Below are 23,078 nucleotides of genomic sequence, written 5' to 3'. Positions count from 1 at the left end.
GTTCCTGTGGGAGCGGGTTTACCCGCGAAGAGGCCGGCAAGGGCAACTCATCCCTTGCTGCCGAGCACCGGCCACTCGCTCACCAGCGCCAACCACGCCTGCGCCGCCCGTGACAGATACGCCCCGCGCCGCCAGATGAACGCGATATCCCAACGCAAATCCGCCGGCGAGCGAAGGGGCAGGCGCACCACACCGGGGCGCTCCAGCGCTTTCGCCACCACACGGGGCAGCAGCACCACGCCCTGGCCCGCTGCCGCCAGCGCCGCGAGGAAGTCCGCCTGGCCACTGCGCCCGCCTTCCTTGGGGGTAAAGCCCTGCTGCGGGCACGCCTTCAGCAACCGGTCATTGAGCACGAAACTGCGCTGGTAAAGCAGGAACGGGGTATCGGCCAGCTGCCGCAGATCTACCACTTCCTGGCCTGCCAGCTCGTGCCCGGCAGGCAACAGTGCATCCATTGGCTCGTTGCAGAACGGCTGGTAGTCGAACGCCTCGTCACTGGGCGTCAGGCTGCCCCCCAGTTCCAGTTCGCCACTCCTGACCGCCTGTTCGATGCTGCGACTGCCACCTTCGAGCAAGTGGATCGTAATGTTCGGGTGACGCCGCCGATATTCGGCGAACAACCCGGCGAACAGCGCGTCGCTGCCCAGCATCGGCAGGCCCAGCCGCAGTTCGCCGCGGCCCATCTGGCTTAGGTCGTCCAGTTCGCCGAGCAATGCCTGACGCTGGCGCAACAAGGCTTCGCCGCGCTCCAGGACGATGCGCCCGGCAGCGGTCAGGTGCAACTGCGAGGCCTGGCGCTCCAGCAGCGGCTGGCCCACATCTTGCTCCAACTGAGCCACCTGCTTGCTCACCGCCGACTGGCTGATGTGCAGGGTCTGCGCGGCCTGGGTAAAACCGCCGCGGTGGACCACTTCGATAAAGCTGCGCAGCTGTTTGAATTCCATGATCACAATTCCATTATGGAATGGTGTTCAGTCTAACAATTCGCTTCTGGCCTAGGCAGCCAAAACTTAAAATGAGGGCCTGTAGAGGAACCCCCCATGAAACCCGCGTTGTTGAAAAAAGCCCTGCGCCTGCTCGTCGAGCTGGCGATCCTCTGTGCTCTGTTCCTGCTCGGTGGCCAGCTTGCCACTTGGCTGGGCTGGCCGATTCCTGGCGGCGTGATGGGCTTGGCATTGCTGCTGTTGCTGTTTGCCTCAGGTGTGCTCAAGCCAGCCATGCTGCAACTGGGCGCCGGCTGGCTGATGGCTGAGATGCTGCTGTTCTTCATTCCGGCGCTGATGAGCCTGCTCGATTATGGCGCTCTGATCCGTGACGAGGGCTGGCGCATCCTGCTGGTGATTGCCGTGAGCACCCTGACGGTAATGGTGGTGACCGCGTTGACCGTGGAACTGGTGTGCCGCTGGAGGTTGCGCCATGAGCCTTGAACCCATGCCGCTGTTCTGGCTGGCCCTGACCTTGCTGGCGTATCTGGGCAGCCGCTGGTTGTACCGGCGCAGCGGGCGCTACCTGCTGTCGCCGCTGATCCTGGTGCCGGTTCTGTTGCTGGCGGTGGCCGTACCGCTGCACACCGCCTATGCCGAGTACGCCCGCAACACCCACTGGCTGATGAGCGTGCTTGGCCCGGTGACCGTGGCCTTCGCGGTGCCGATCTGGCAGCAACGGGCCATGCTGGCGCGCCACTGGCCGGCACTGATGGTGGGCATGGTCGCCGGCAGCAGCGCTTCGATCGCCAGTTCCTGGGGGTTGGCTCATATGTTGGCGCTGGACAGCGCGACCAGCCTGTCGCTGGTGCCGCGTTCGATCACCACGCCCTTTGCTATGCCATTGGCCCATGACCTGGGTGGCGTACCGGAGCTCACGGCGGTGTTCGTGATGTTCACCGGCGTACTGGGCGCCATGTTCGGCGGCGTACTGCTGCGCTGGTTGCCATTGCGCACACCACTGGCGCGGGGCGCGCTGTTCGGCGTGGGCGCCCATGGTGCCGGTGTCAGCCGGGCACAGGAGGTAGGCCGCGAGGAGGGCTCGGTGGCCGGCCTGGTCATGGTCCTGACCGGGCTGTTGAACCTGTTCGCGGCACCGCTGCTGGCTGTGCTCCTCTGACCGTTCGTGCCACTGACTCGCCAAGTCATCAAGCTGGCTGGCAACGCAAGTTCCAGCCGATGGGCTGCTGGCTAGACTCAGCCTCGACATAGAGAGCACATGTAAGTGCCGAGGTGACATGCAATGACCGCAGCCTTGCTCTATTCCACCAACACCACTTCACCGGGACCGTTCTGATGCCCATGGCCGAAATTCCATTGTGCGTCTGGCGTACCCGGGGACAGAGTTTCAGCTTCCGGGGCCAGAGCATCCGCTACTGGACCGCAGGGCAAGGAGAGCCCCTGCTTCTGTTGCACGGTTTCCCCACCGCCAGCTGGGATTGGCACTACCTGTGGGGGCCTTTGGCCCAGCGCTTCCGGGTTATCGCCTGTGACATGCTCGGCTTTGGCGATTCGGCCAAACCGGTCGATCACGTGTATAGCCTGATGGAGCAGGCCGACCTGCAGCAGGCTTTGCTCGCCGAGCTGAAGGTCGACCAGCCGGTGCATCTGCTGGCCCATGACTACGGCGGCAGTGTGGCCCAGGAAATGCTGGCGCGGCATCATGAACAGCGCGCCAGCATTGCCAGCTGCGTGTTCCTCAACAGCGGGCTGTTCCCCGAAAGCTGCCGCATGCTGCTGGTACAGAAGCTGTTGCTCAGCCGCCTGGGCTGGCTGGTAGGGCGCTCGTTCGGTCGCGACGACCTGGTGCGCAACGTGACCCAGGTCTACGGCCCTTGCACCCACCCCAGTGAAAGTGCGCTGGATGACTTCTGGAGCCTGATAGCCGCCAACCGTGGCACGCGCATCCTGCACAAGCTGGTGGGTTACATGCCAGAGCGCAGGTTGCACCGGGACCGCTGGGTTGGCGCGATGCAGCATGAAGGCGTGCCGCTGCGTTTCATCAATGGCGTGGTCGACCCGCTTTCCGGCGCACATATGGTGGAGCGCTACCGGCAACTGGTGCCGGAGCCGGACACCGTGCAGTTGCAGGGCATCGGCCATTACCCGCATACCGAAGCGCCGGTGCAGGTGCTGCGCCATTACCTGGCCTTTCGAGAACAACCGCTGAGCTGTTTCCAGCAGAAAGTGGCGTGGTCCTGACAGGTCCTCATCGCCGGCAAGCCTGCTCCCACAGATACAGCGCAGGCCTGGAGGCCGGCGCGGTTGGTGTGGGAACTGGCTTGCCGGCGATGGGCCGTACAGCGGCCCCATAACCATCGTGCTGCGTTATTGCCAGGCATTCAGCCTGCGTGAGCTTGATTGTCCACCCGCTGCTGGCGGCGGACACTCGGCCTACCTGAACCTGCCTGGAGCCATGAGCATGAGCGAGCCTGTCTGTCTGCAAGATCGCGTGGTGATAGTCACCGGAGCCGGGGGCGGCCTGGGCCGTGCCCATGCGCTGCTGTTCGCTGCCCGTGGTGCGCGGGTGGTGGTCAACGACCTCGGCGGGTCCACCCACGGTGAAGGTGCCAGCGCCTCCGCCGCCGACCGAGTTGTAGCGGAGATCCGCGCCGCTGGTGGCAGTGCCATTGCCAACCATGATTCGGTCAGCCAAGGCGCGCGTATTGTCGAGCAGGCCCTGGACAGCTTCGGCCGAGTCGATGTGCTGGTGAACAATGCCGGCATCCTGCGTGACAAAACCTTCCACAAGATGGAAGACAGCGACTGGGAGCAGGTGTATCAGGTGCATGTCGAGGGGGCTTACAAGGTCACCCGCGCCGCCTGGCCGCACCTGCGCGAGCAGAACTGGGGGCGGGTGATCTTCACCGCTTCCACGTCCGGCATCTACGGCAACTTCGGCCAGGCCAATTACGGCATGGCCAAGCTGGGCCTGTATGGGCTGACACGTACCCTGGCGATCGAAGGGCGCAAGCACGGCATCCTGGTCAACGCCATCGCCCCCACGGGTGGCACCCGCATGACCGAAGGGTTGATCCCGCCCCAGGTGTTCGAGCGGCTCAAGCCTGAGCTGGTCAGCCCGCTGGTTGTGTACCTGGGCAGCGAGCAGTGCCAGGGCAGTGGCGAGTTGTTCGAAGTGGGTGGCGGTTGGGTGGGCAAGGTGCGGTGGGAGCGCAGCCTGGGGGTAGGCTTCGATCCGCGTGAAGGCTTTACTCCGGAGCAGGTGGCGGAGAACTGGGCACGGATTGGCGACTTCGACGAGGCAGTGCACCCACAGGACAGCTTGCAGGCGTTGCAGCAGATGATGGCCAACTTGCAGAAGTATCCGCTGGGCTGAGCTTTGTACTACCTGTGCTGGCCTCTTCGCGGGCTTGCCCGCTCCCACAGGGATATCACTGCCCTCAGGCTTGGTGATATCCCTGTGGGAGCGGGCAAGCCCGCGAAGAGGCCAGCACAGGCGACGGAAATTTTCAGGGCAGATAAAAAAGGCCGCTGCAAGCCGCAGCGGCCAATCGAGACGTCAGATCAAGGAGCTTCAAAATCTACGTCGGTGAACCTCGCAGGCCTGAAAGGCGGGGGGGAGAGCCCTTCATGCCGGCCAGTGAGGTAAGAATAAGCGCCTGATCCTGCAGGAAAAATAGCCGCTTATGACATTCACCTTTACGTATCGGGCAATAGTGCCGAAGGCGCTCAGTCGGCGGGCGAATAGCCCATGCGCCAGCTGGTTTCCCGTGCTGCTGCCAGCAACCGTTGCGCCGCCGGACCATGCTCGTCGGCATGGAAGATCGAGGTCGGCCCGACCACCGTCATCACCGCGGCGATCTGCCCCATGGCATTGAACACCGGGGCCGACAGCGCATCCACGCCCGGCATCAACAGCCCGTGCACATGGTGCAGGCCACGTTCACGAATGCCCGCCAGTACTGCCTGGTAGTCGGCGGCGCTGTGCTGCAGGGCGGCCAGTTCCCGGTCACGCAACTCCACGGTCTCGCGCTCGGGAAGATAGGCGGCGAACACCAGCCCGGTGGACGAAGTGAGCAGCGGCAGTACCGAGCCGATCTGCGTTACCACCGTGACCGCGCGTACTGCCGGCTCGATGCTGACCACTGTCGCGCCCTGGTTGCCCCATACGGCAACGAAGCAGCTCTCGTTCAGCTCATCGCGCAGTTGAGACAACGGCAGCGCGGCAATCTTCAGCACATCGATACTGCCCAGCGCCGCCAGCCCCACCCGCAGTGCCTCGCGCCCCAGGCCGTAATGGTTGGTGGCCGCATCCTGCTCGGCAAAACCGCTGGCGATCAACGCCTGCAGGTAACGGTGCACCTTGCTCGCCGGCATCTGCACATGTTCCGCGAGACGTGACAGGGAGGTGGACGGGGAGAGCTCGGCAAGGGCCTTGAGGATGTCGGTGCCGACCTCCGCCGAGCGGACTTTCTGCTTGCCGTTGTCGGCGGGGGAGCTGGCTTTGGCCATGGACATCTTCTTCCGGATTCGTCGAGTCGCGCCTTTATAGCTTGACGCATTGCCCGTAGCAAATTACGTTATTCGTAATCTGATTACGATAAAAACAATGCAGACGCGCTGCCACCCCGCCCCGGGCCAGCAGCCAGCTGCCAGCAACGGCTCGGCCAGAGCCCGGAGGCATCGATGAATCGCGATACGTCACCCGACCTTCACTACCTCAGCGGCTTCGGCAACGAGTTTGCCAGCGAAGCGCTGCCAGGGGCCTTGCCGGTCGGGCAGAACTCGCCGCAGAAGGCGCCCTATGGGCTGTATGCCGAGCTGCTCTCGGGCACGGCGTTCACCATGACCCGCAGCGAGCTGCGCCGCACCTGGCTGTATCGTATTCGTCCGTCTGCCTTGCACCCGCGTTTCGAACGCCTGGCGCGTCAGCCGCTGACCGGCCCGCTGGGGCCCATCACTCCCAACCGCCTGCGCTGGAACCCCCAGCCGATCCCCGTCGAACCGACCGATTTCATCGAGGGCTGGCTGCCCATGGTGGCCAACGCCGCTGCGGAAAAACCGGCCGGCGTGAGCATCTACATCTACCGCGCCAACCGGTCGATGGAGCGGGTGTTCTTCAACGCCGACGGTGAACTGCTGCTGGTGCCGCAACAGGGCCGCCTGCGCATTGCCACCGAACTGGGGGTGATGGAAGTCGAGCCGCTGGAAATCGCGGTCATCCCGCGTGGCATGAAGTTCCGCGTCGAACTGCTCGACGGCGAGGCCCGCGGCTATATCGCCGAAAACCACGGCGCGCCGCTGCGTATCCCGGACCTGGGCCCGATCGGCAGCAACGGCCTGGCCAACCCGCGCGACTTCCTCACCCCGGTGGCGCACTACGAAGAGGCCGATGGCCCGATGCAGCTGGTGCAGAAGTTCCTGGGCGAACATTGGGCCTGCGAACTGCAGCACTCGCCACTGGACGTGGTCGCCTGGCACGGCAGCAACGTGCCGTACAAGTACGACCTGCGTCGCTTCAACACCATCGGCACGGTCAGCTTCGACCACCCGGACCCGTCGATCTTCACTGTGCTGACCTCGCCGACCAGCGTGCATGGCATGGCCAACATGGACTTCGTGATCTTCCCGCCACGCTGGATGGTGGCCGAGAACACCTTCCGTCCACCATGGTTCCACCGCAACCTGATGAACGAGTTCATGGGCCTGATCAATGGTGCCTACGACGCCAAGGCCGAGGGCTTCTTGCCGGGTGGCGCCTCGCTGCACGGGGTTATGAGCGCCCATGGCCCCGACGCCGAAACCTGCGAAAAGGCTATTGCTGCCGACCTGGCACCGCACAAGATCGACAACACCATGGCCTTCATGTTCGAGACCAGCCAGGTGCTGCGCCCGAGCCTGCAAGCCCTTGAATGCCCGCAGTTGCAGGCCGACTACGATAGTTGCTGGGCCACCTTGCCGAGCACCTTCAACCCGAACCGGAGATAACCCATGAACCAGACCGCCATTGCCCGTAGCTGGGTCGAGCACGCCAACGGGCACAGCGACTTCCCGCTGCAGAACCTGCCGTTGGGCATCTTCAGCCGGCCGGGTGAAGCCAAGCGCTGTGGCGTGGCCATCGGCGACGCCATCCTTGACCTGGAGGCGGTGCTGGCCGCCGGCCTGTTCGACGGTGCCACCAAGGCCGCTGTCGAGGCCACCCGTGGTGGGGCCTTGAACGCATTCTTCGCCCTCGGCCGCAATGCCCGCGTTGCCCTGCGCGAGCGCCTGCTGGTGCTGCTGGGCGAGCACAGCGAACACCAGGCGGCGCTGCAGGCCGCCCTGTACCCGGCAAGCGCCTGCCAGCTGCATGTACCGGCGCAGATCGGTGACTACACCGACTTCTACGTGGGCATCGAGCACGCCAAGAACGTGGGCAAGCTGTTCCGCCCCGACAACCCGCTGCTGCCCAACTACAAGTACGTGCCGATCGGTTATCACGGCCGCGCCTCGACCATCCGCCCATCCGGCACCGATGTGCGCCGGCCCAAGGGCCAGACTCTGCCGGCCGGGCACACCGAGCCAAGCTTCGGCCCCTGCGCGCGCCTGGACTATGAGCTGGAACTGGGTATCTGGATCGGCCAGGGCAACGACATTGGCCAGGCGATCCCGGTAGGCGATGCCGCCGAGCACGTGGCTGGCCTGTGTCTGCTCAACGACTGGTCGGCGCGCGATATCCAGGCCTGGGAATACCAGCCGCTGGGGCCGTTCCTGTCCAAGAGCTTCATCACCACCATCTCGCCTTGGGTAGTTACCGCCGAAGCGCTTGAGCCGTTCCGCTGTGCCCAGCCGGCACGCCCGGAGGGCGACCCGCAGCCACTGTCGTACCTGCTGGACAAGCGCGACCAGGCCGCAGGTGCATTCGATATCGAGCTTGAGGTATTGCTGCTGACCGAGCAAATGCGCGAGCAGGGCCTCGCCCCGCACCGCCTGACCCTGAGCAACACCCGCAGCATGTACTGGACCGTGGCGCAGCTGGTCGCGCACCACAGCGTCAACGGCTGCCAGCTGCAACCGGGCGACCTGTTCGGTTCGGGCACGCTGTCGGGCGCCACGCCAGGTTCGTTCGGCAGCCTGCTGGAGATAACCGAAGGTGGCAAGCACCCGGTGGAACTGGCCAGTGGCGAGGTGCGCAAGTTCCTCGAAGACGGCGACGAGATCATCCTGCGTGCCCGCTGCGTGCGTGATGGCGTGGCCAGCATCGGTTTCGGCGAATGCCGCGGTAAGGTCGTCGCGGCCAACTGAGGAGGCAGGGGCATGGAGCTGTACACCTATTACCGTTCCACCTCGTCCTACCGGGTACGCATTGCTTTGGCACTGAAGGGGCTGGGTTACCAGTCCCTTCCGGTCAACCTGCTGCAGGGCGAACAGAGCGGCGCGGGTTATGTCGCGGTCAACCCGCAGGGGCGCGTTCCGGCGTTGCGTACCGATGGCGGTGAGCTGCTGGTGCAGTCGCCGGCGATCATCGAGTACCTGGAAGAGGTTTATCCACAACCTGCGCTGTTACCGGCCACGGCTGAGGCGCGTGCCAAGGTGCGGGGTGTGGCGGCGATCATCGGCTGCGACATCCACCCGCTGCACAACGTCAGCGTGCTCAACCGACTGCGCCAGGCCGGCCAGGACGAAAGCCAGGTCAACCAGTGGATTGGTCACTGGATCAGCCAAGGGTTGGCGGCAGTTGAGCAACTGATAGGCGATCATGGCTTCTGCTTCGGCGATGAGCCGGGCCTGGCGGATGTCTATCTGATCCCGCAGTTGTACGCGGCCGAACGTTTCAACGTCGACCTCGACAGCTTCCCGCGCATCCTTCGGGTTGCCGCCCTTGCGGCCGAACACGCGGCGTTCGCCCAGGCCCACCCCGCCCGGCAGCCGGACAGCCCGGCTCAGTGAATGGAACGGTTCGCCGCCGGAAGCTTGCCGATACGTTCGGAAAGCTTCAGGCGCTGGACCGGGTCCTCTGTCAGCAATAACGCATGCTCCAGATCAAAGCGCTCGGCCTGCGGGCAATCCAGATGCTGGTATAGCGAAGCGCGAGTCACATAGTCGCTGACCTGCACCGGGCCCAGTTGCATGACCCGCTCGGCATCAATCAGTGCCGCCAGGTGGTTGTCGTTGCTTATATGCAACTGGCGCAGGTTGCGTGACAGGCGTTGCAGCATCTGCAGCGGGCTGGCACTGCGCATGTGCTCGGCAGTCAGCGCTACATGCGGGCCGAACTGGCGAGCCAGCAGCTCACGGCAGTCGTTGGGGTAGAGACGCCGGCCGCCACAGGGGTCAAGCAGGTGATCGGCACCCGGCACGCGCAGCAGGAAATGGCCAGGGAAGCCTACGCCCTCAAGGGGTATGGACAGACGCCGGGCCAGTTCCAGGGCGAGGATGGCAAGTGTCAGCGGTTGGCCACGGCGGCGTTGCAGCACCTTGTCCATCATCGCGGCATGCGGGCGCAGCGGGTGATATTCATCCTGCTGGAAGCCCAGGGCATTGAGTTGGCGCAACAATGGCTGTGCCAGTTCGCACAGCGGCAGCATCGGCAGATTGGTGCTTATCTCACGCTGCAGGTCATGCAGCTTGGCAAGGCTGGCCGCGGGCTCGACGCTTCGGTCGTGCTCGGCAGCAATCCATAATGCGGCTTCCAGCAGGGCGACGGGCTCGCGTTCCAGGCAGGCCAGGCAGGCTTGACGTGGCTTCATGGGGCTTCTCCACACACGCTTGAGTATTAGCCGTGGTGCGCGGTTTCGTCCAGTGGTCCGGCGGCGCTACCAGCCCAAGGGCCGTGCCTATACTGGAAAGAGCACCTCGTAGGGGAGCCTGTCGATGTTCGCGCTGATGCAAAGCACCCGTACCCAGTCGCTGCACTTGTTCACCGATCCGCCTACCGGCCTGAAGGCTGTGGTGGTGATCCACAGCGAGCAGTTGGGCCCCGCCATGGGCGGTTGCCGCTACCTGCCTTATGCCGATGATGAAAGCGCCATGACAGACGCCATTCGCCTTGCCCAGGGTATGAGCTACAAGGCGGCGCTGGCTGGCCTGCAATTGGGGGGCGGCAAGGCGGTGATCATGCGCAACCCGCATGTGGAAAACCGTGCCGCGCTGTTCGAGGCCTTCGGCCGCTTCATCGACACCTTGCAAGGGCGCTTCATCATCGCCGTGGACAGCGGCACCTCGACCCTGGACATGGACTGCATTGCCCAGAGCACACCGCATGTGACCAGCACCACGGCCTCGGGTGATCCCTCACCGCATGCGGCGATGGGGGTTTTTGCCGGCATTCGTGCCACCACTTCGTTCCGCCTTGGCAGTGATGACCTGCAAGGGCTTCGGGTTGCGGTGCAAGGGCTGGGCAATGTCGGTTATGCGCTGGCGGAGCAGCTGCATGCGGCGGGTGCTGACCTGCTGGTGAGCGACCTGGACCCCGGGCGGGTGCGGCTGGCGGTGGAGCAGTTCAATGCCCATCCGGTAACCAACGATGCGTTGATCAGCACCCCTTGCGATATCTTTGCCCCTTGCGGTGTGGGGCCGGTGTTGAACGGGCAGAGCGTGATGCAGTTGCGTTGTGCGGCCGTGGCGGGAGCGGCGAACAACCAGCTGACCACCTTGCAGGTAGCCGACCAGTTGGAGTCGCGCGGGATACTGTATGCGCCCGATTACGTGATCAATGCCGGTGGGTTGATCTACGTGGCACTTACCCATCGTGGCGAAGACCTGGGCACCATCACCGCGCACCTGGCGCGGATACCTTCACGGCTGACCGAAGTGTTTGGCCATGCACAGGCAGAGAAGCGCTCGCCGGCGCGGGTGGCGCAGATGCTGGCGGAGCGGTTGCTCTACGGCTGAGGGGCGATACCGGCTTTGCTGGCCTCTTCGCGGGCACGCCCGCTCCCACAGGGATAGCGCCGGCCCAGCGCTTGTGCCGGACTTGAAGCAGCAACTGCCCCGCGCAAAACTTTGAAACCTGCGCGGTCCCTGTGGGAGCGGGTTCACCCGCGAACACGGGCGTAGCCCGTGCCATCCACCGCGTCGCCTGTTTCGCGGGTAAACCCGCTCCCACAGGGATAGCGCCCGAGCCCAGCGCTTGTGCCGTACGTGGAGCAGCAACTGCCCCGCCCAAACCTTGAAACCTGCGCGGTCCCTGTGGGAGCAGGCAATTACTCGGCCGCTGGCGCTTCGAGCAACTCGGCCAGCGCATCCGGCTGGCTCTTGAACGCCCGAGCGAACACATCGCGGTTCTTGGCCATGTAGATACCGGCTTCCTCGACCTGTTTCTCGCTCAGCGAGGGCACTGCCTTGTGCAGTACTTCGGCCAGGCGCTCGGCCAGTTCGAGCATCTTGTCGTGACGGTCTGCTTCGGCCTTATCCATGAACAAGCGCTCCGGGTCGCGACTGCTGCGGTACACCACTTCGACGGCCATTCATCACCTCTATGCCTTTTGCTGGTTGCGTTTCGATTTGCTGTATTTATATACAGTAATGGCAATGTTGATTGCTTCGCAAGCAGAAATTGTAGCGTGGTGCAGAGGGCTTACTGCTTCATGCCCAACTCAGCATCATCCATCAGCGCCTTGGCCATCCGGGCACTTTCGCGGGTGAACCCGCTCCCACAGGTACGGCATCTACCTCAAGGCCTGTGGAGATCCTGTGGGAGCGGGTTTACCCGCGAAGAGGCCAGCCCAGACAACGCAACACTCAAACCTCAGTGCAAAGTCCGAGGCTCAGCGGGCATCTGCACCTGAACCAGTGCCGACTCAAGCAAAGCCCGCAACGTCTCCAGCTCATGCAACTTGCCACGCCTCAAGGTGCCTTGCGGCAATCGGTCGCCTTCCAAGGCAGGGGCCTGGCCCTTTAACTGCATGGCACAAGCGTCACACCGGTGACGCATCATCCTTCAAGACGTATCGGGGAATGGAACATCGTGAACATCAAATGGGCAGAAAAGCTGCGAAAGGGTCTGCACGGCTCGGCCGACTCGCTGGGAAACCTGTGCGTCGAGGCATTCCATTACCTGGCGCTGTTCGGCATTGGCGCGATCACCGCCTATGCGGCGGTGATGACGTTCCTCGACATGCTCGGCAAGGGCGGGGTCAGTGTCGATGACATCCTGCTGCTGTTCATCTACCTGGAGCTGGGGGCGATGGTCGGCATCTACTTCAAGACCAACCACATGCCGATCCGCTTCCTGCTGTACGTGGCCATCACCGCGCTGACCCGCCTGCTGATCGGCGACGTCTCGCACCACAAGGCGCCGGACGTAGGGCTGTTGTACCTGTGCGGCGGCATCCTGTTGCTGGCGTTCGCGATCCTGGTGGTGCGCTACGCCTCGTACCGCTACCCCTCGACCAAGGTACTGGATGCCAGCGGCAAGGAAGTGGAGGAGGGCAAGTAGCCCTCAGTTGGCGATGAAATGGCGCGGCTCGTGGCGGGCGTCACGGGTCAGCGCGGCCAGCACCTGAAGGGGGTTCTGGTTGTGCTCGATGGCCAGGCCCAGGCGGATGCTGTCAATCACCCGCTGCAGGCGCACCGGGTCATTGCGCTGGGCCTGGGTGATGAGGCGCTTGGCGACCACGCCAGCGTCGTCGGACAGGGTCAGCATGATGCTGCCGTCGAGGTTTGCAATGCTCAGGTTGACCCGGTATTCGGGGGCGAATGCAGCACTGATTCGTTCGAATGGGTTGTTCATGGTCATGCTTCTGCGCTGAATGAATGCAGAAGTTGACCGGGGAAATTACCTGTTGGTTCAGCGCCATCGATCGATACAAACGAAAACGCCCGGCATCAGGCCGGGCGTCTTGCGTTACCGATCAGGCGTCTGGGTCACTCAGTTCCAGGGCGCCGCGCTTGCTGCGCAGTTTGCCGTAGAAGTGTTCCAGCGCGTGGTTGAGCTTGGTGGCGGCACCATCGACCGCCTGGTCCAGCGAAGTGGCGATGTGGGTCACGGAAATCGGTTGATGGCCTTTGGGGCGAGCCTCCATCTGGCAGCGTTTGTCATGCGGTCCGGGCTTGGCGCCGTTCTCGTCGCGCAGGTGGACCTCGATGCGGGTGAGGTCGTCTTCGTAACGTTCCAGCGAGTTCTGCAGTGTGCTGCGGACCCACTGGTCGAGCCGGGCGTTGCCTTCGAAATGGTTGCTGCTGTTGACCTGGATTTGCATGATTCAATCCTTATTCAGCTTGCTCGCATGGAGACGCGCCTAGGCCTCTGAGACCCTTGGTATTTCTGCGTCTCTTGACTCTAAGGTCAGGCAACGGCGAAACGAATTCAAGCCCTTTTTGAAAATAAATTTCTTGTTGCATTCAAGGCAGCAGGCGGCTCATCGCATGGCCTTTGCTTATGAGAATTGAAATCATTATTATTGCAGCCCCGAAAACGCCCGGACCATCGCCATGACGCGCAAAACCGCCGGTCTCTCGCTCAGCTATCGCCTGGCCGTGACGTCACGCAGCCTTGCCGCGCTGCTGGGTGGCTACCTGCTGGCGTCCGTGGCCACCGTCTGCATTTCCCTGGTAGCGCCGCTGCCACGGGTCGATGCCACGCTCACCGGCCTGCTGCTGTCATTCGTTTTCTACCTGCTGGCGTTCATCTGGTGCTTTGCCTGCCGCAGCGCTTTGCGCGCCTGGCTGGGCGTACTGGCGCCAAGCGTGCTGCTGGGGGTGATCAGCGGGTTGGCATACTGGATGAAAAACCCATGAAAGAAGGCTTCCGCCAGGCCATGGCCTGGCTGCACACCTGGACCGGCCTGATCTTCGGCTGGCTGTTGTTCGCCATCTTCCTCACCGGCACGCTGTCGTATTTCAAGGAAGAAATCACCCACTGGACGCAACCAGAAGTACGAAGCCATGCGCTGGACCCGAGCCATAGCCTGGAGGTGGCCCAGCGTTATCTGCAGGACAATGCAGGGCATTCGGGCACCTGGCTGATTCGTATGCCCAACGCACGCGAGGCCGCCTTGAACGTGGGTTATCGCGACCCGAATGGCGGGCCACGCGGTTTCGTCACCAAGACCCTTGATACCCAGACCGGGCAGCCGGTGGCGGCACGCGACAGTCGCGGAGGCGAGTTCTTCTACCGTTTCCACTTCCAGTTGCAGATGCCACACCCTTTCGGCCGATGGCTATCGACGTTGTGCGCCTTCATCATGCTGTTGGGGCTGGTCACCGGCATCATCACCCATAAGAAAATCTTCAAGGAGTTCTTCACTTTCCGCCCAGGCAAGGGCCAGCGCTCCTGGCTGGACGGGCACAACGCCATTGGCGTGCTGGTGCTGCCCTTCCACCTGATGATCAGCTACAGCAGCCTGGTGTTGTTCATGTACATGGTGATGCCGGCGGGCATCATGGCCAGCTACGGCAATGACACCGGCAAGTACTTCAACGAACTGTTCGGCCGTAACAATGCGCCCAAGGCGGCCCATGTGGCCGCGCCGCTGGTACCGTTGCCGAGCCTGTACGCCAAGGTGCAGGCCCTGCAACCGGGCGCGCGTATCGGCCGTATCCAGGTGGAAAATGCCGGCGACAGCAATGCCCGCGTTACCTTCACCCAATCTGCGGCCGACCATGTAGCCTATCGGCGCAGCGCCAACTGGACCTTCGATGGCGTCAGCGGTGCCCTGCTGGGCCAGGGCAAACCGGAGAGTGGGGCAATGATGACCGCCTTCAGCTTTGCCGGCCTGCACATGGGCAATTTCGCCGGGCCCTGGCTGCGCTGGCTGTACTTCTTCTTTGGCGTGGCCGGTACTGCGGTGATTGGCACCGGCCTGGTGATGTGGCTGGGCAAGCGCCAGCTCAAGCATGCCAGGAGCGAACGCCTGCCGGGTGAACTACGCCTGGTCGAGGTGCTCAATATCGCCAGCATGAGTGGCCTGTTGCTGGCCGTGGCGGGCTTCTTCTGGGCCAACCGCCTTATCCCGATGGGTGTCGCAGACCGGGCCGACTGGGAGGTCAACGCCTTCTTCACCGCCTGGGGCCTGTCACTGGTGCACGCTGTGCTGCGTAGCGGGCGGCGGGCATGGGGCGAGCAACTGGCACTGGGCGCGCTGGCCTTCGCCTTGCTGCCGCTGCTCAACGGCCTGACCACCGGCCAGGGCCTGAACCATTCGCTACCTGCGGGTGACTGGGCCATGGCTGGTTTCGACCTGACAGCGCTGGGCACCGGCCTGTTCCTGGCCTGGTTGGCCGGCAAGATGTTGCACAGCCCGAAGGCTGTGGCCATGCGGGCCCCTCGTGCGGCAAGGAAGCCAAGCACTGAGACGGCGGAGGCGAGCTGATGCTGGGTAATGCACTGATCGCTTACGCCGGCTTCGTTGCCCTGTGCCTGGCCATGGAGAAGCACTTCGTCGACCTGCTCGGGCGTAAGCCGCGCCCCGGGCAGTTGCGCCTGTTGCGCAGTGCCGGTTGGCTGTTGCTGGTGCTGTCGCTGGTGCTGTCGCTGGTGCTCAGCGTGCACCTGCGGGGCTGGGCCCATGGCTTGGTGGAATGGACCGCAGTGATGATGGCCGGGGTGACCCTGTGGGTGTTCGGCCTGCCATACCAGCCCCGCCTGTTGCTGGGCCTGGCCGCCGCCAGCGTGGTGCTGGGGCCGTTGCTGGCCGTGTTCGCCGAGTGACCAGGTGAGCGAGCCGGGCGACATGATCGAGGCGGATGCCGAAAGCGGCGGCGGGCGTGCGCGCTTCGTCCAGGTGTTCCAGGCCCAGCGGGCACGCATGGAGGCCCTGGTGAGCCGCCGGGTCGGCTGCCGGGCGACGGCATCGGACCTGGTCCAGGAGTTGTTCCTGCGCTTCTGGCGTCGCCCTGAGGTCAAGGTCGAGGCACTGGATACCTACCTGCTGCGTTGCGCCGGGAACCTCGCCATCGACCACCTGCGCAGCGAAGGCAGCCGCGAGCGCGCAGCCGAAGCTGTGCTGCCGCAGGATGAAGCGGCCATGGCCCAGGCCCCGGAACAGGCCGTGGAGGTCGATCACGACTTGCAGCGCATCGACGCTGCCTTGCGCGCCTTGCCCGAGCGCACCCGGCAGATCTTCCTGCTCAACCGTATCCACGGCTGCAAGTACGGCGAAATCGCCAAGGCCATGCAACTGTCCCAGAGTGCTGTGGAAAAGCATATGATGCGCGCCCTCGAAGCGTGCAAGGCGAGTGTTGCCGAGCCCGCGTCCACCCCACGCCGGCCAGGGAGTGCCCGTCGATGAGCCGTTTACCGCCGATCACCGAGGCGCAGTCCCGGGCTGCACTTGAATGGCTCAGCCGCATCAACGAGCAACCTGCGCAAGCCGAGGGCGCGGCGTTCAAGCGCTGGCTGCTGGCCGAACCTGGGCACCGTGAGGCCTACGCCCAGGCCCAGGCGCTGTGGCAGAACAGCGCCGCCCCGGCTGCGCGTCTGGCCGCTGAAGAACAGGCAAGCCTGCAACGTTACCTGGATGCGATGGCCAGGCCACCGGTCAGGCACCCCTGGCGGCAGCGGGCCGCGGCGCTGGCGGTGGCTGCGTGCCTGGTACTGGCCGTGGGCGTTGCCGGTGGTTGGCACCCGGCCCTGTGGCTGCAGGACCTGCAGGCCGACTACAGCAGTGCTGGTCAAGTTCGCCAGGTGACCTTGGCCGACCAGTCGCAGGTGACGCTGGATGCGGGGAGCGCGATTGCAGTCGATTTTGTGCAGGGCGAGCGCCGCGTGCGGTTGTTGCATGGCGCGGCGTTTTTCCAGGTCACGCATACCGGCACGCCGTTCGTAGTGGAAGCTGCCGGTGGCGAGGTGCGCGTGCTTGGCACCCAGTTCGAAGTGCGCGAGCAGGACGAGGGAGCCCAGGTCACTGTGAGCAGCGGGCGGGTGGCGGTGAGCCCGGCGCCGGGCGCAGCAGCGCGTGAACTGACGGCCAACCAGCAGGCGGCCTACGCTGCCGGCCAAGTCGGCGACACCCTGGCGGTGGACAGCGACAACCGCCTGGCCTGGCGCCAGGGCTGGCTGAATTACTACCAGGTGCCGCTGGCGCAGGTGGTCGAAGACCTGGGGCGCTATTACCCGGGGCGCATCCTGTTGCTCGATTATGAGTTGGGGCAGCGCAAGGTCAGTGGCAGTTTCCCCGTGGCCGAGCCGTTGCTGGCGCTGGATTCGCTGGGCAAGGTGATGGGCTTTTCGCGGCAGACAGTGCTGGGGCGGTTGACCCTGATCCGGTAGTCGCCTGTGCGGACCTCTTCGCGGGTGAACCCGCTCCCACAGGAAGGGCGCAAGTTTCAAATCCTGTGCAGTACCTGTGGGAGCGGGTTCACCCGCGAAGAGGCCCGCACAGGCAAAAAAATTTTCAGATAGCGGGTGAGGTAACAGGACGTGGCATCCGTGTAATGAGTGGAAGTGCGATTCATTCGCAGTCATATCCCTCTCACAGGTCAGCGTCCATGAAGTTCACCCCGCGTTGCGTCCCTCTCTGGCTCGGCCTTTCCGCGCTCCCGGCATTCGCTGTCGCCCCCCTGGCCTGTGCCGCCGAGCAGCAGCAGGCGTATACCTTCGCGCAGCCGGCGCAACCCCTTGCCCAGGCACTCAGCGCCTTCAGCCGCACCACCGGCCAGAGCGTGGTCTACACCCTGGAACTGCCAGGTGTGCAGGCGTCGGCATTGAACGGCAGGTTCAGCGCCGAACAGGCCCTGCAACAGTTGCTGGGCACTACCGGGCTGGCCTGGCGCCGCGTCGATTCGCGCACGCTCACCCTCGAAGCGGTGGACACTTCCGGCGCCCTCAACCTGCAGGCCATCACCGTGACCTCGCAACTGGACGACTACAGCTATCAGCCCCCCGCTACCGCCTCGATCATGCGCGGGCAGGGCCCGAGCCAGGACATCCCCCAGGCCATCAATGTGGTACCGGCCCAGGTCATCCGTGACCAGGCCCCACGCAACCTTGATGACGCTCTGGCCAATGTCAGCGGCATCACCCAGGGCAACAATTTCGGTGGCACCTCCGATACCGTGATGAAGCGCGGCTTCGGCGACAACCGCGACGGCTCGATCATGCGCGATGGCATGCCCATCGTGCAGGGCCGCAGCCTCAACGCCAGCACCGAGCGGGTCGAAGTGCTCAAGGGCCCGGCCTCGCTGCTGTACGGCATCCAGGACCCGGGCGGGGTCATCAACGTGGTCAGCAAGCGCCCGCAACTCGAGCAGTACAACGCCCTGACCGTGCGCGGTTCTACCTACGGCAGCGGCAAGAACGGCAGCGGTGGCGGGTTCGACAGTACCGGCGCACTGGGCGACAGCAACTTCGCCTATCGGCTGATCGTCGACCACGAAGATGAGGACTACTGGCGCAACTACGGCGTGCACCGTGAGTCGCTGGTAGCGCCATCGCTGGCCTGGCTGGGCGAGGATACCCAGGTGGTGCTGGCCTACGAGCATCGCGAGTTTCTCTACCCCTTCGACCGTGGCACGGCGTTCGGCAACAACGGCCACCCGCTGGACATCCCAGCCACGCGGCGCCTGGACGAGCCCTTCAACGACATGGAAGGGCGCTCCGACCTGTACCGTCTGGAAGTCGACCACCAGCTGGCCGATGACTGGAAGCTGCACTTCGGCTACAGCTTCAACCGCGAAACCTATGATGCCAGCCAGGTGCGGGTGACCGGCGTGAATGAAAATAGCGGCACGCTGTCGCGCAGCATCGACGGCACCCACAACGCCATGAGCCGTGACCAGTTCGCCACCCTGAGCCTGGCCGGCAATGTGCAACTGGCCGGGATGCAGAACGACCTGCTGTTCGGTGTCGATCATGAAGACCGCAAGGTCTTTCGTGGGGACCTGATCCGGCAGAGCGCCCAATCTACCTTCAGCTACATGAACCCGATCTACGGGCAGGAAGTGGAGGGCACCACCGTCAAAGCCAGTGACAGCGACCAGACCGACAAGCTACGCACCGACGCGTTGTTCGTGCAGGACGCGCTGCACCTGGATGATCACTGGATCCTGGTGGCCGGTGCACGCTTCCAGCAGTTCGACCAATACGCCGGCCGCGGCCGCCCGTTCAAGGCCAACACAGACATCAATGGCCAGGCGTGGGTGCCGCATGCAGGTATCGTCTACAAGGTGGACGAGCAGCTGTCGTTTTATGGCAGCTATAGCGAGTCGTTCAAGCCCAACTCCACCATCGCGCCGCTGGTCGGCAATGTGGTGCTTGACTCGTCGGTGGCGCCGGAGGAGGGCAAATCGTGGGAGCTGGGCGCCAAGCTCGACATGCCAGGCCGCCTTACCGGAACCCTGGCGTTGTTCGACATCACCAAGCGCAACGTGCTGGTTTCCAATTTTGATGCCAGTACGCGCGAAACGGTGTACAGCAATGCTGGAGAGGTCAGCTCACGGGGTGTCGAGCTGGACCTGACCGGTCAGTTGAGCGAGCGCTGGAGCCTGATCGGCAGCTACGCCTTCACCGATGCGCAAGTGACCAAGGACCCGGACCTCAAGGGCAACCGCCTGCAGAACGTGGCCCGCCACAGTGGTTCGCTGTCGGCGGTGTATGACTATGGCAGCCTGTTCGGCGGCGATCGCCTGCGCATTGGCGCGGGGGCCCGATACGTGGGCGAGCGCGCTGGCAACCCGACCAACACCTTCGACCTGCCGTCCTATACCGTGGCCGATGCCTTTGCCAGCTACGAGACCAGGCTCGACGAGCACAAGGTGCTGTTGCAACTGAACGTGAAGAACCTGTTCGACAAGGTTTACTACAGCTCGGCGGTGAACCAGTACTTTGTGGCCATTGGCGATGCGCGGCAGGTGAGCTTGTCCAGTACCTTCGAGTTCTAGGCCAGCCTGTACCGGCCTCTTCGCGGCTAAAGCCGCTCCCACAGGTACTGCACTGCCCTTGAGGGTGGCGCGGTCCCTGTGGGAGCGGCTTTAGCCGCGAATGGCCGAACGGTATTCGCCTGGCGTTGCACCGACCGCCTGGCGGAACCGGTTGCTGAAATGGCTGGCACTGGCAAACCCGCACAACAGGGCAATCTCCCCCAGCGGCATCACCCCCAGCCGCAACAGCTGGCAGGCCCGATGCAGCCGTCGAGCCAGCAGGTACTGGTGCGGCGGCAGCCCGAAACTGGCGCGGAACATACGGGCAAAGTGGTATTCGGACAGGTTGCAGTACAAGGCTAGTTCACCCAGGGTAATGGGCTGGTCCAGGTGCGCTTCGATGTAGTCAACCAGTTGCCGGCGCAGGCTCGGTGCCAGCCCGCCTTTCAGGCGCAGGCCCTGGCGCAGCCCGACCTGGTTGAGCAGCGCATGGTCGACGATCTCGTGCGCCAGGCTGCTGGCCAGCAAGCGTTCGCCAGGTTCATCCCAGTCCAGGGTTATCAGCTGGCGAAAGCGCTTGGCTTGCTGCGGGTCGTCGAGAAAGGTCGCTTCCCGCAGTTGCAGCTCACGCGGTTCACGGTCGAGCAGGCGCACACAGCCCAGGGCGAATTGCGTTTCGCTGACATACAGGTGCGCCAGGCGTATCGCGCCATTGACCACCCAGTTCGATTCCTGCCCGGCCGGCATCACGCACAGCTTGTCGGGCGCCCCTTTGTCGCCGGGGCGCTGGCGGCGAAAGGTGCCGGTGCCGTCGGCGATGTAGCACGACAGGGTGTGATGGCTCGGTGCCTGGTAGTCGCGGGCATCGTCGCGGTTGCTCCACAACGCCGCCGCCAGCCCGTCGCCCAGGTGCGCGCTCAGCTCCAGCCGGGCGTGGGGCGAGGCGTGCATGGCGTTGAACACTTGCAGCTGGGTGAGTGGCGTCATGGGCGGTTCCTCTTGCCAGCCATCCTACTGCGCCTTGGCCAGGCTTACAGCTACCCGCGGGACAAATGCGCAAGTTTGTGCAAGCGCGTGGGTGTTCGACAGGAGAACACTGAAATGCCTCGGCGAGGGCTGCGCCCTCGATTCGCGGGTGAACCCGCTCCTACAGGGACCGCGCCAGCCTCGAGAGCAGCGCGGTCCTTGTGGGAGCGGCTTTAGCCGCGAAGCGCCGGGCACCGATCTTGAAAGGCCCAAGGAACCGTCGCCATGAACCTGTCACTCTACCTGCTAACCGTCCTGATCTGGGGCACCACCTGGATTGCCTTGAAACTCCAACTGGGCGTGGTCGCCATTCCGGTCTCGATCGTCTACCGCTTCGCCCTGGCCGGGCTGATCCTGTTCGCCTTCCTGCTGCTCACCCGCCGCCTGCAGCCAATGAACCGGCGTGGCCACCAGATCTGCCTGGCCCAGGGCCTGTGCCTGTTCTGCGTCAACTTCATCTGCTTCCTCAGCGCCAGCCAGTGGATTGCCAGCGGCCTGATCGCCGTGGTGTTCTCCACCGCCACCCTGTGGAATGCGCTCAACGCGCGGATCTTCTTCGGCCAGAAGATCGCCAGCAACGTGCTCGGCGGCGGCGCCCTGGGGCTACTTGGCCTGGGCCTGCTGTTCTGGCCCGAGCTGTCCCACCACGCGGCCAGCCGCGAAACCCTGTACGGCCTTGGCCTGGCCCTGCTCGGCACGCTGTGCTTCTCGGCCGGCAACATGCTGTCGAGCATGCAGCAGAAGGCCGGGCTCAAACCCATGACCACCAACGCCTGGGGCATGGTCTACGGGGCCGCGATGCTGGCGGTGTTCTGCGTGGTCAGCGGCGTGCCGTTCAGCATGGAGTGGAACGTGCGCTACATCGGCTCGTTGCTGTACCTGGTGGTGCCGGGCTCGGTGATCGCCTTTACCGCCTACTTGACCCTGGTCGGGCGCATGGGGCCGGAGCGGGCAGCGTACTGCACGGTGCTGTTCCCGTTGGTGGCGTTGAACGTGTCGGCGGTGGCCGAGGGGTATCAGTGGACAGCGCCGGCCTTGTTGGGGCTGGTGGCGGTGATGGCGGGGAATGTGCTGGTGTTTCGCAAGCCCAAGGCCAGGGTGGCTGAGGGTGTTGTGGTGGCCAAATAGGTGATGGGTTGCCTGCACTGGCCCTATCGCCGGCAAGCCAGCTCCCACAGGTACTGCACAAGGCTCAGGCCTGTGGGTTACCTGTGGGAGCTGGCTTGCCGGCGATAGGGCCGGTGCAGGCAGTAGAGGCCAATCAGCCCTTCCACACCTGCGGATTTACCAGATCCCGCGGCCGCTCACCCAGCAGCGCCGCGCGCAGGTTGTCGATTGCCCGGTTGGCCATGGCCTCGCGGGTTTCTGCAGTGGCCGAGCCAACGTGCGGCAAGGTCAGGGCATTGGGCAGCTTGAACAGCGGCGAATCGCTCAGCGGTTCTTTTTCGTACACGTCCAGGCCCGCACCGCGAATGGTGCCGTTCTGCAGTGCCTCGATCAGCGCCGCCTCGTCCACCACCGGCCCGCGGGCGATGTTGATCAGGAACGCGCTCGGCTTCATCTGTTGCAACTCTCGCGCACCGATCAGCTTGCGGGTGGCATCGGACAACGGCACCACGATGCAGACAAAGTCGGCTTCGGCCAGCAGTTGCTCCAGGCTGCGGAACTGCGCGCCCAGTTCTTGTTCCAGTGCGGTCTTGCGACTGTTGCCGGAATAGATCACCGGCATGTTGAAACCGAACCGGCCGCGACGGGCAATGGCAGCACCGATGTTGCCCATGCCGACGATACCCAGGGTCTTGCCGTGCACATCGCTGCCGAAATGGGCCGGACCTACGGTAGCTTGCCAGTTGCCGGCCTTGGTCCAGGCATCCAGCTCGGCGGTGCGGCGGGCGCAGCCCATGATCAGCGAGAAGCCCAGGTCGGCGGTGCTTTCGGTCAGCACGTCGGGGGTGTTGGTCAGGGCGATGCCGCGTTCGTTGAAGTAGTCCAGGTCGTAGTTGTCGTAGCCGACCGACACGCTGGATACCACCTCCAGCCTGGCCGCCCCTTCGAGTTGCGCCCGGCCGAGCTTGCGGCCAACGCCGATCAGGCCATGGGCCTCGGGCAGGGCTTCGTTGAACTGGGCATTGATGTCGCCGAGCTTGGGGTTCGGCACGATCACGTTGAAGTCTTGCTGCAGGCGTTCGGCCATGGCCGGGGTGATACGGCTGAAGGCCAGGACGGTCTTTTTCATCGGCAACTTCTTCTCTGCAAGGCTAGGGGAATGCCGGGCAGTTGACCGCGATGCGGTCATTCGCAGCACAAGGCTGCTCCTACAAGGACAGG

Annotated in this window: 24 protein-coding genes; 16 read left to right on the top strand and 8 right to left on the bottom strand. The window is 64.2% G+C overall.

The features are described 5' to 3' along the window. Window positions 1-47 precede the first annotated feature (47 nt). Complete coding sequence (locus E5221_RS24000; RefSeq protein ID WP_247846555.1) at window positions 48-944, bottom strand: LysR family transcriptional regulator; 897 nt, start codon at window positions 942-944, stop codon at window positions 48-50. Window positions 945-1,040: 96 nt separating this feature from the next. Between E5221_RS24000 and E5221_RS23995 the strand changes: the two genes are divergently transcribed. The 4 genes from E5221_RS23995 to E5221_RS23980 all read left to right on the top strand — a co-directional run bounded on the left by E5221_RS23995 (window position 1,041) and on the right by E5221_RS23980 (window position 4,320). Further along, window positions 1,041-1,427: a CidA/LrgA family protein gene (locus tag E5221_RS23995; RefSeq protein WP_015271778.1), complete on the top strand. Its 387-nt coding sequence runs from the start codon at window positions 1,041-1,043 to the stop codon at window positions 1,425-1,427. Next, entirely contained in the window at window positions 1,417-2,103 is a 687-nt protein-coding gene (locus E5221_RS23990) for an LrgB family protein (RefSeq protein WP_123084217.1), read from the top strand. The genes E5221_RS23995 and E5221_RS23990 overlap by 11 nt, the downstream gene beginning before the upstream one ends. A 176-nt stretch (window positions 2,104-2,279) precedes the next feature. Continuing rightward, entirely contained in the window at window positions 2,280-3,185 is a 906-nt protein-coding gene (locus E5221_RS23985; protein WP_061552475.1) for an alpha/beta hydrolase, read from the top strand. A 220-nt stretch (window positions 3,186-3,405) separates the two neighbouring features. After that, entirely contained in the window at window positions 3,406-4,320 is a 915-nt protein-coding gene (locus E5221_RS23980) for an SDR family oxidoreductase (protein WP_247846554.1), read from the top strand. Between the two features lie 353 nt (window positions 4,321-4,673). Here E5221_RS23980 and E5221_RS23975 read toward each other — a convergent pair whose 3' ends face one another. Next, a complete protein-coding gene (locus tag E5221_RS23975) occupies window positions 4,674-5,456 on the bottom strand; it encodes an IclR family transcriptional regulator (RefSeq protein ID WP_061552474.1) in 783 nt (260 codons plus the stop codon). Window positions 5,457-5,630: 174 nt separating this feature from the next. On the opposite strand from E5221_RS23975, the gene hmgA reads away from it, so the two are divergent. From hmgA to maiA, 3 genes are read left to right on the top strand one after another with little or no spacing between them, the layout of a single operon-like run. Beyond that, complete coding sequence (gene hmgA, locus E5221_RS23970) at window positions 5,631-6,932, top strand: homogentisate 1,2-dioxygenase (protein WP_247846553.1); 1,302 nt, start codon at window positions 5,631-5,633, stop codon at window positions 6,930-6,932. Between the two features lie 3 nt (window positions 6,933-6,935). After that, window positions 6,936-8,228 (top strand): fumarylacetoacetase, encoded by a 1,293-nt coding sequence (gene fahA / locus E5221_RS23965; protein ID WP_247846552.1) that lies wholly within the window; start codon window positions 6,936-6,938, stop codon window positions 8,226-8,228. Window positions 8,229-8,240: 12 nt separating this feature from the next. Then, window positions 8,241-8,873: a maleylacetoacetate isomerase gene (gene maiA / locus E5221_RS23960; protein WP_061552472.1), complete on the top strand. Its 633-nt coding sequence runs from the start codon at window positions 8,241-8,243 to the stop codon at window positions 8,871-8,873. On the opposite strand, the gene E5221_RS23955 is transcribed toward maiA, so the two are convergent. After that, on the bottom strand, window positions 8,867-9,673 hold the full coding sequence (locus tag E5221_RS23955) for a tetratricopeptide repeat protein (protein WP_013974185.1): 807 nt from the start codon (window positions 9,671-9,673) through the stop codon (window positions 8,867-8,869). The genes maiA and E5221_RS23955 overlap by 7 nt on opposite strands. A gap of 124 nt (window positions 9,674-9,797) precedes the next feature. Between E5221_RS23955 and E5221_RS23950 the strand changes: the two genes are divergently transcribed. Beyond that, on the top strand, window positions 9,798-10,817 hold the full coding sequence (locus tag E5221_RS23950) for a Glu/Leu/Phe/Val dehydrogenase dimerization domain-containing protein (protein WP_247846551.1): 1,020 nt from the start codon (window positions 9,798-9,800) through the stop codon (window positions 10,815-10,817). A gap of 311 nt (window positions 10,818-11,128) precedes the next feature. Here E5221_RS23950 and E5221_RS23945 read toward each other — a convergent pair whose 3' ends face one another. Beyond that, window positions 11,129-11,392, bottom strand: a complete 264-nt coding sequence (locus E5221_RS23945; RefSeq protein ID WP_003260692.1) for a YebG family protein — start codon at window positions 11,390-11,392, stop codon at window positions 11,129-11,131. 500 nt (window positions 11,393-11,892) lie between these two features. Here E5221_RS23945 and E5221_RS23940 point away from each other — a divergent pair, with 500 nt between their 5' ends. Then, window positions 11,893-12,363 (top strand): phosphate-starvation-inducible PsiE family protein, encoded by a 471-nt coding sequence (locus E5221_RS23940; RefSeq protein WP_013974183.1) that lies wholly within the window; start codon window positions 11,893-11,895, stop codon window positions 12,361-12,363. 3 nt (window positions 12,364-12,366) lie between these two features. Here E5221_RS23940 and E5221_RS23935 read toward each other — a convergent pair whose 3' ends face one another. Both E5221_RS23935 and E5221_RS23930 read right to left on the bottom strand, forming a co-directional pair. Then, a complete protein-coding gene (locus E5221_RS23935; RefSeq protein WP_024087728.1) occupies window positions 12,367-12,657 on the bottom strand; it encodes a DUF3509 domain-containing protein in 291 nt (96 codons plus the stop codon). A 121-nt stretch (window positions 12,658-12,778) separates the two neighbouring features. Beyond that, on the bottom strand, window positions 12,779-13,126 hold the full coding sequence (locus E5221_RS23930) for an HPF/RaiA family ribosome-associated protein (protein ID WP_247846550.1): 348 nt from the start codon (window positions 13,124-13,126) through the stop codon (window positions 12,779-12,781). A 232-nt stretch (window positions 13,127-13,358) separates the two neighbouring features. Between E5221_RS23930 and E5221_RS23925 the strand changes: the two genes are divergently transcribed. From E5221_RS23925 to E5221_RS23900, 6 genes are all read left to right on the top strand, one after another. After that, window positions 13,359-13,664, top strand: coding sequence for a DUF3649 domain-containing protein (locus E5221_RS23925; protein WP_247846549.1), 306 nt, complete (start codon window positions 13,359-13,361; stop codon window positions 13,662-13,664). After that, window positions 13,661-15,238, top strand: coding sequence for a PepSY-associated TM helix domain-containing protein (locus E5221_RS23920; RefSeq protein WP_247846548.1), 1,578 nt, complete (start codon window positions 13,661-13,663; stop codon window positions 15,236-15,238). The genes E5221_RS23925 and E5221_RS23920 overlap by 4 nt, the downstream gene beginning before the upstream one ends. Continuing rightward, on the top strand, window positions 15,238-15,576 hold the full coding sequence (locus E5221_RS23915; RefSeq protein WP_161551461.1) for a DUF3325 domain-containing protein: 339 nt from the start codon (window positions 15,238-15,240) through the stop codon (window positions 15,574-15,576). The genes E5221_RS23920 and E5221_RS23915 overlap by 1 nt, the downstream gene beginning before the upstream one ends. Before the next feature lie 22 nt (window positions 15,577-15,598). Next, entirely contained in the window at window positions 15,599-16,156 is a 558-nt protein-coding gene (locus E5221_RS23910) for a sigma-70 family RNA polymerase sigma factor (RefSeq protein ID WP_182329065.1), read from the top strand. Next, window positions 16,153-17,136, top strand: coding sequence for a FecR domain-containing protein (locus E5221_RS23905; RefSeq protein WP_247846547.1), 984 nt, complete (start codon window positions 16,153-16,155; stop codon window positions 17,134-17,136). Before E5221_RS23910 ends, E5221_RS23905 begins: the two co-directional genes overlap by 4 nt. Before the next feature lie 218 nt (window positions 17,137-17,354). Then, window positions 17,355-19,745, top strand: a complete 2,391-nt coding sequence (locus E5221_RS23900) for a TonB-dependent receptor (RefSeq protein WP_182328974.1) — start codon at window positions 17,355-17,357, stop codon at window positions 19,743-19,745. 90 nt (window positions 19,746-19,835) lie between these two features. On the opposite strand, the gene E5221_RS23895 is transcribed toward E5221_RS23900, so the two are convergent. Further along, window positions 19,836-20,711: an AraC family transcriptional regulator gene (locus tag E5221_RS23895; protein ID WP_247846546.1), complete on the bottom strand. Its 876-nt coding sequence runs from the start codon at window positions 20,709-20,711 to the stop codon at window positions 19,836-19,838. A gap of 264 nt (window positions 20,712-20,975) precedes the next feature. Between E5221_RS23895 and E5221_RS23890 the strand changes: the two genes are divergently transcribed. Next, window positions 20,976-21,878, top strand: coding sequence for a DMT family transporter (locus tag E5221_RS23890; protein WP_123084226.1), 903 nt, complete (start codon window positions 20,976-20,978; stop codon window positions 21,876-21,878). A 133-nt stretch (window positions 21,879-22,011) separates the two neighbouring features. On the opposite strand, the gene E5221_RS23885 is transcribed toward E5221_RS23890, so the two are convergent. After that, window positions 22,012-22,986 (bottom strand): D-glycerate dehydrogenase, encoded by a 975-nt coding sequence (locus E5221_RS23885; protein WP_039613029.1) that lies wholly within the window; start codon window positions 22,984-22,986, stop codon window positions 22,012-22,014. Window positions 22,987-23,078: the final 92 nt, after the last annotated feature.

Source organism: Pseudomonas sp. A2 (assembly GCF_023100865.1).
GTDB lineage: Bacteria > Pseudomonadota > Gammaproteobacteria > Pseudomonadales > Pseudomonadaceae > Aquipseudomonas > Aquipseudomonas asiatica.
Note: the sequence above shows the minus strand (reverse complement) of the source record. Positions and strands in the feature narration are given on the sequence as shown.

Bases quoted from the DNA above. Each gene is read 5' to 3' on its own strand.
- E5221_RS24000 (WP_247846555.1), bottom strand. From the start codon at position 944: ATGGAATTCAAACAGCTGCGCAGCTTTATCGAAGTGGTCCACCGCGGC.
- E5221_RS23995 (WP_015271778.1), top strand. From the start codon at position 1,041: ATGAAACCCGCGTTGTTGAAAAAAGCCCTGCGCCTGCTCGTCGAGCTG.
- E5221_RS23990 (WP_123084217.1), top strand. From the start codon at position 1,417: ATGAGCCTTGAACCCATGCCGCTGTTCTGGCTGGCCCTGACCTTGCTG.
- E5221_RS23985 (WP_061552475.1), top strand. From the start codon at position 2,280: ATGCCCATGGCCGAAATTCCATTGTGCGTCTGGCGTACCCGGGGACAG.
- E5221_RS23980 (WP_247846554.1), top strand. From the start codon at position 3,406: ATGAGCGAGCCTGTCTGTCTGCAAGATCGCGTGGTGATAGTCACCGGA.
- E5221_RS23975 (WP_061552474.1), bottom strand. From the start codon at position 5,456: ATGGCCAAAGCCAGCTCCCCCGCCGACAACGGCAAGCAGAAAGTCCGC.
- hmgA (WP_247846553.1), top strand. From the start codon at position 5,631: ATGAATCGCGATACGTCACCCGACCTTCACTACCTCAGCGGCTTCGGC.
- fahA (WP_247846552.1), top strand. From the start codon at position 6,936: ATGAACCAGACCGCCATTGCCCGTAGCTGGGTCGAGCACGCCAACGGG.
- maiA (WP_061552472.1), top strand. From the start codon at position 8,241: ATGGAGCTGTACACCTATTACCGTTCCACCTCGTCCTACCGGGTACGC.
- E5221_RS23955 (WP_013974185.1), bottom strand. From the start codon at position 9,673: ATGAAGCCACGTCAAGCCTGCCTGGCCTGCCTGGAACGCGAGCCCGTC.
- E5221_RS23950 (WP_247846551.1), top strand. From the start codon at position 9,798: ATGTTCGCGCTGATGCAAAGCACCCGTACCCAGTCGCTGCACTTGTTC.
- E5221_RS23945 (WP_003260692.1), bottom strand. From the start codon at position 11,392: ATGGCCGTCGAAGTGGTGTACCGCAGCAGTCGCGACCCGGAGCGCTTG.
- E5221_RS23935 (WP_024087728.1), bottom strand. From the start codon at position 12,657: ATGAACAACCCATTCGAACGAATCAGTGCTGCATTCGCCCCCGAATAC.
- E5221_RS23930 (WP_247846550.1), bottom strand. From the start codon at position 13,126: ATGCAAATCCAGGTCAACAGCAGCAACCATTTCGAAGGCAACGCCCGG.
- E5221_RS23925 (WP_247846549.1), top strand. From the start codon at position 13,359: ATGACGCGCAAAACCGCCGGTCTCTCGCTCAGCTATCGCCTGGCCGTG.
- E5221_RS23920 (WP_247846548.1), top strand. From the start codon at position 13,661: ATGAAAGAAGGCTTCCGCCAGGCCATGGCCTGGCTGCACACCTGGACC.
- E5221_RS23915 (WP_161551461.1), top strand. From the start codon at position 15,238: ATGCTGGGTAATGCACTGATCGCTTACGCCGGCTTCGTTGCCCTGTGC.
- E5221_RS23910 (WP_182329065.1), top strand. From the start codon at position 15,599: ATGATCGAGGCGGATGCCGAAAGCGGCGGCGGGCGTGCGCGCTTCGTC.
- E5221_RS23905 (WP_247846547.1), top strand. From the start codon at position 16,153: ATGAGCCGTTTACCGCCGATCACCGAGGCGCAGTCCCGGGCTGCACTT.
- E5221_RS23900 (WP_182328974.1), top strand. From the start codon at position 17,355: ATGAAGTTCACCCCGCGTTGCGTCCCTCTCTGGCTCGGCCTTTCCGCG.
- E5221_RS23895 (WP_247846546.1), bottom strand. From the start codon at position 20,711: ATGACGCCACTCACCCAGCTGCAAGTGTTCAACGCCATGCACGCCTCG.
- E5221_RS23890 (WP_123084226.1), top strand. From the start codon at position 20,976: ATGAACCTGTCACTCTACCTGCTAACCGTCCTGATCTGGGGCACCACC.
- E5221_RS23885 (WP_039613029.1), bottom strand. From the start codon at position 22,986: ATGAAAAAGACCGTCCTGGCCTTCAGCCGTATCACCCCGGCCATGGCC.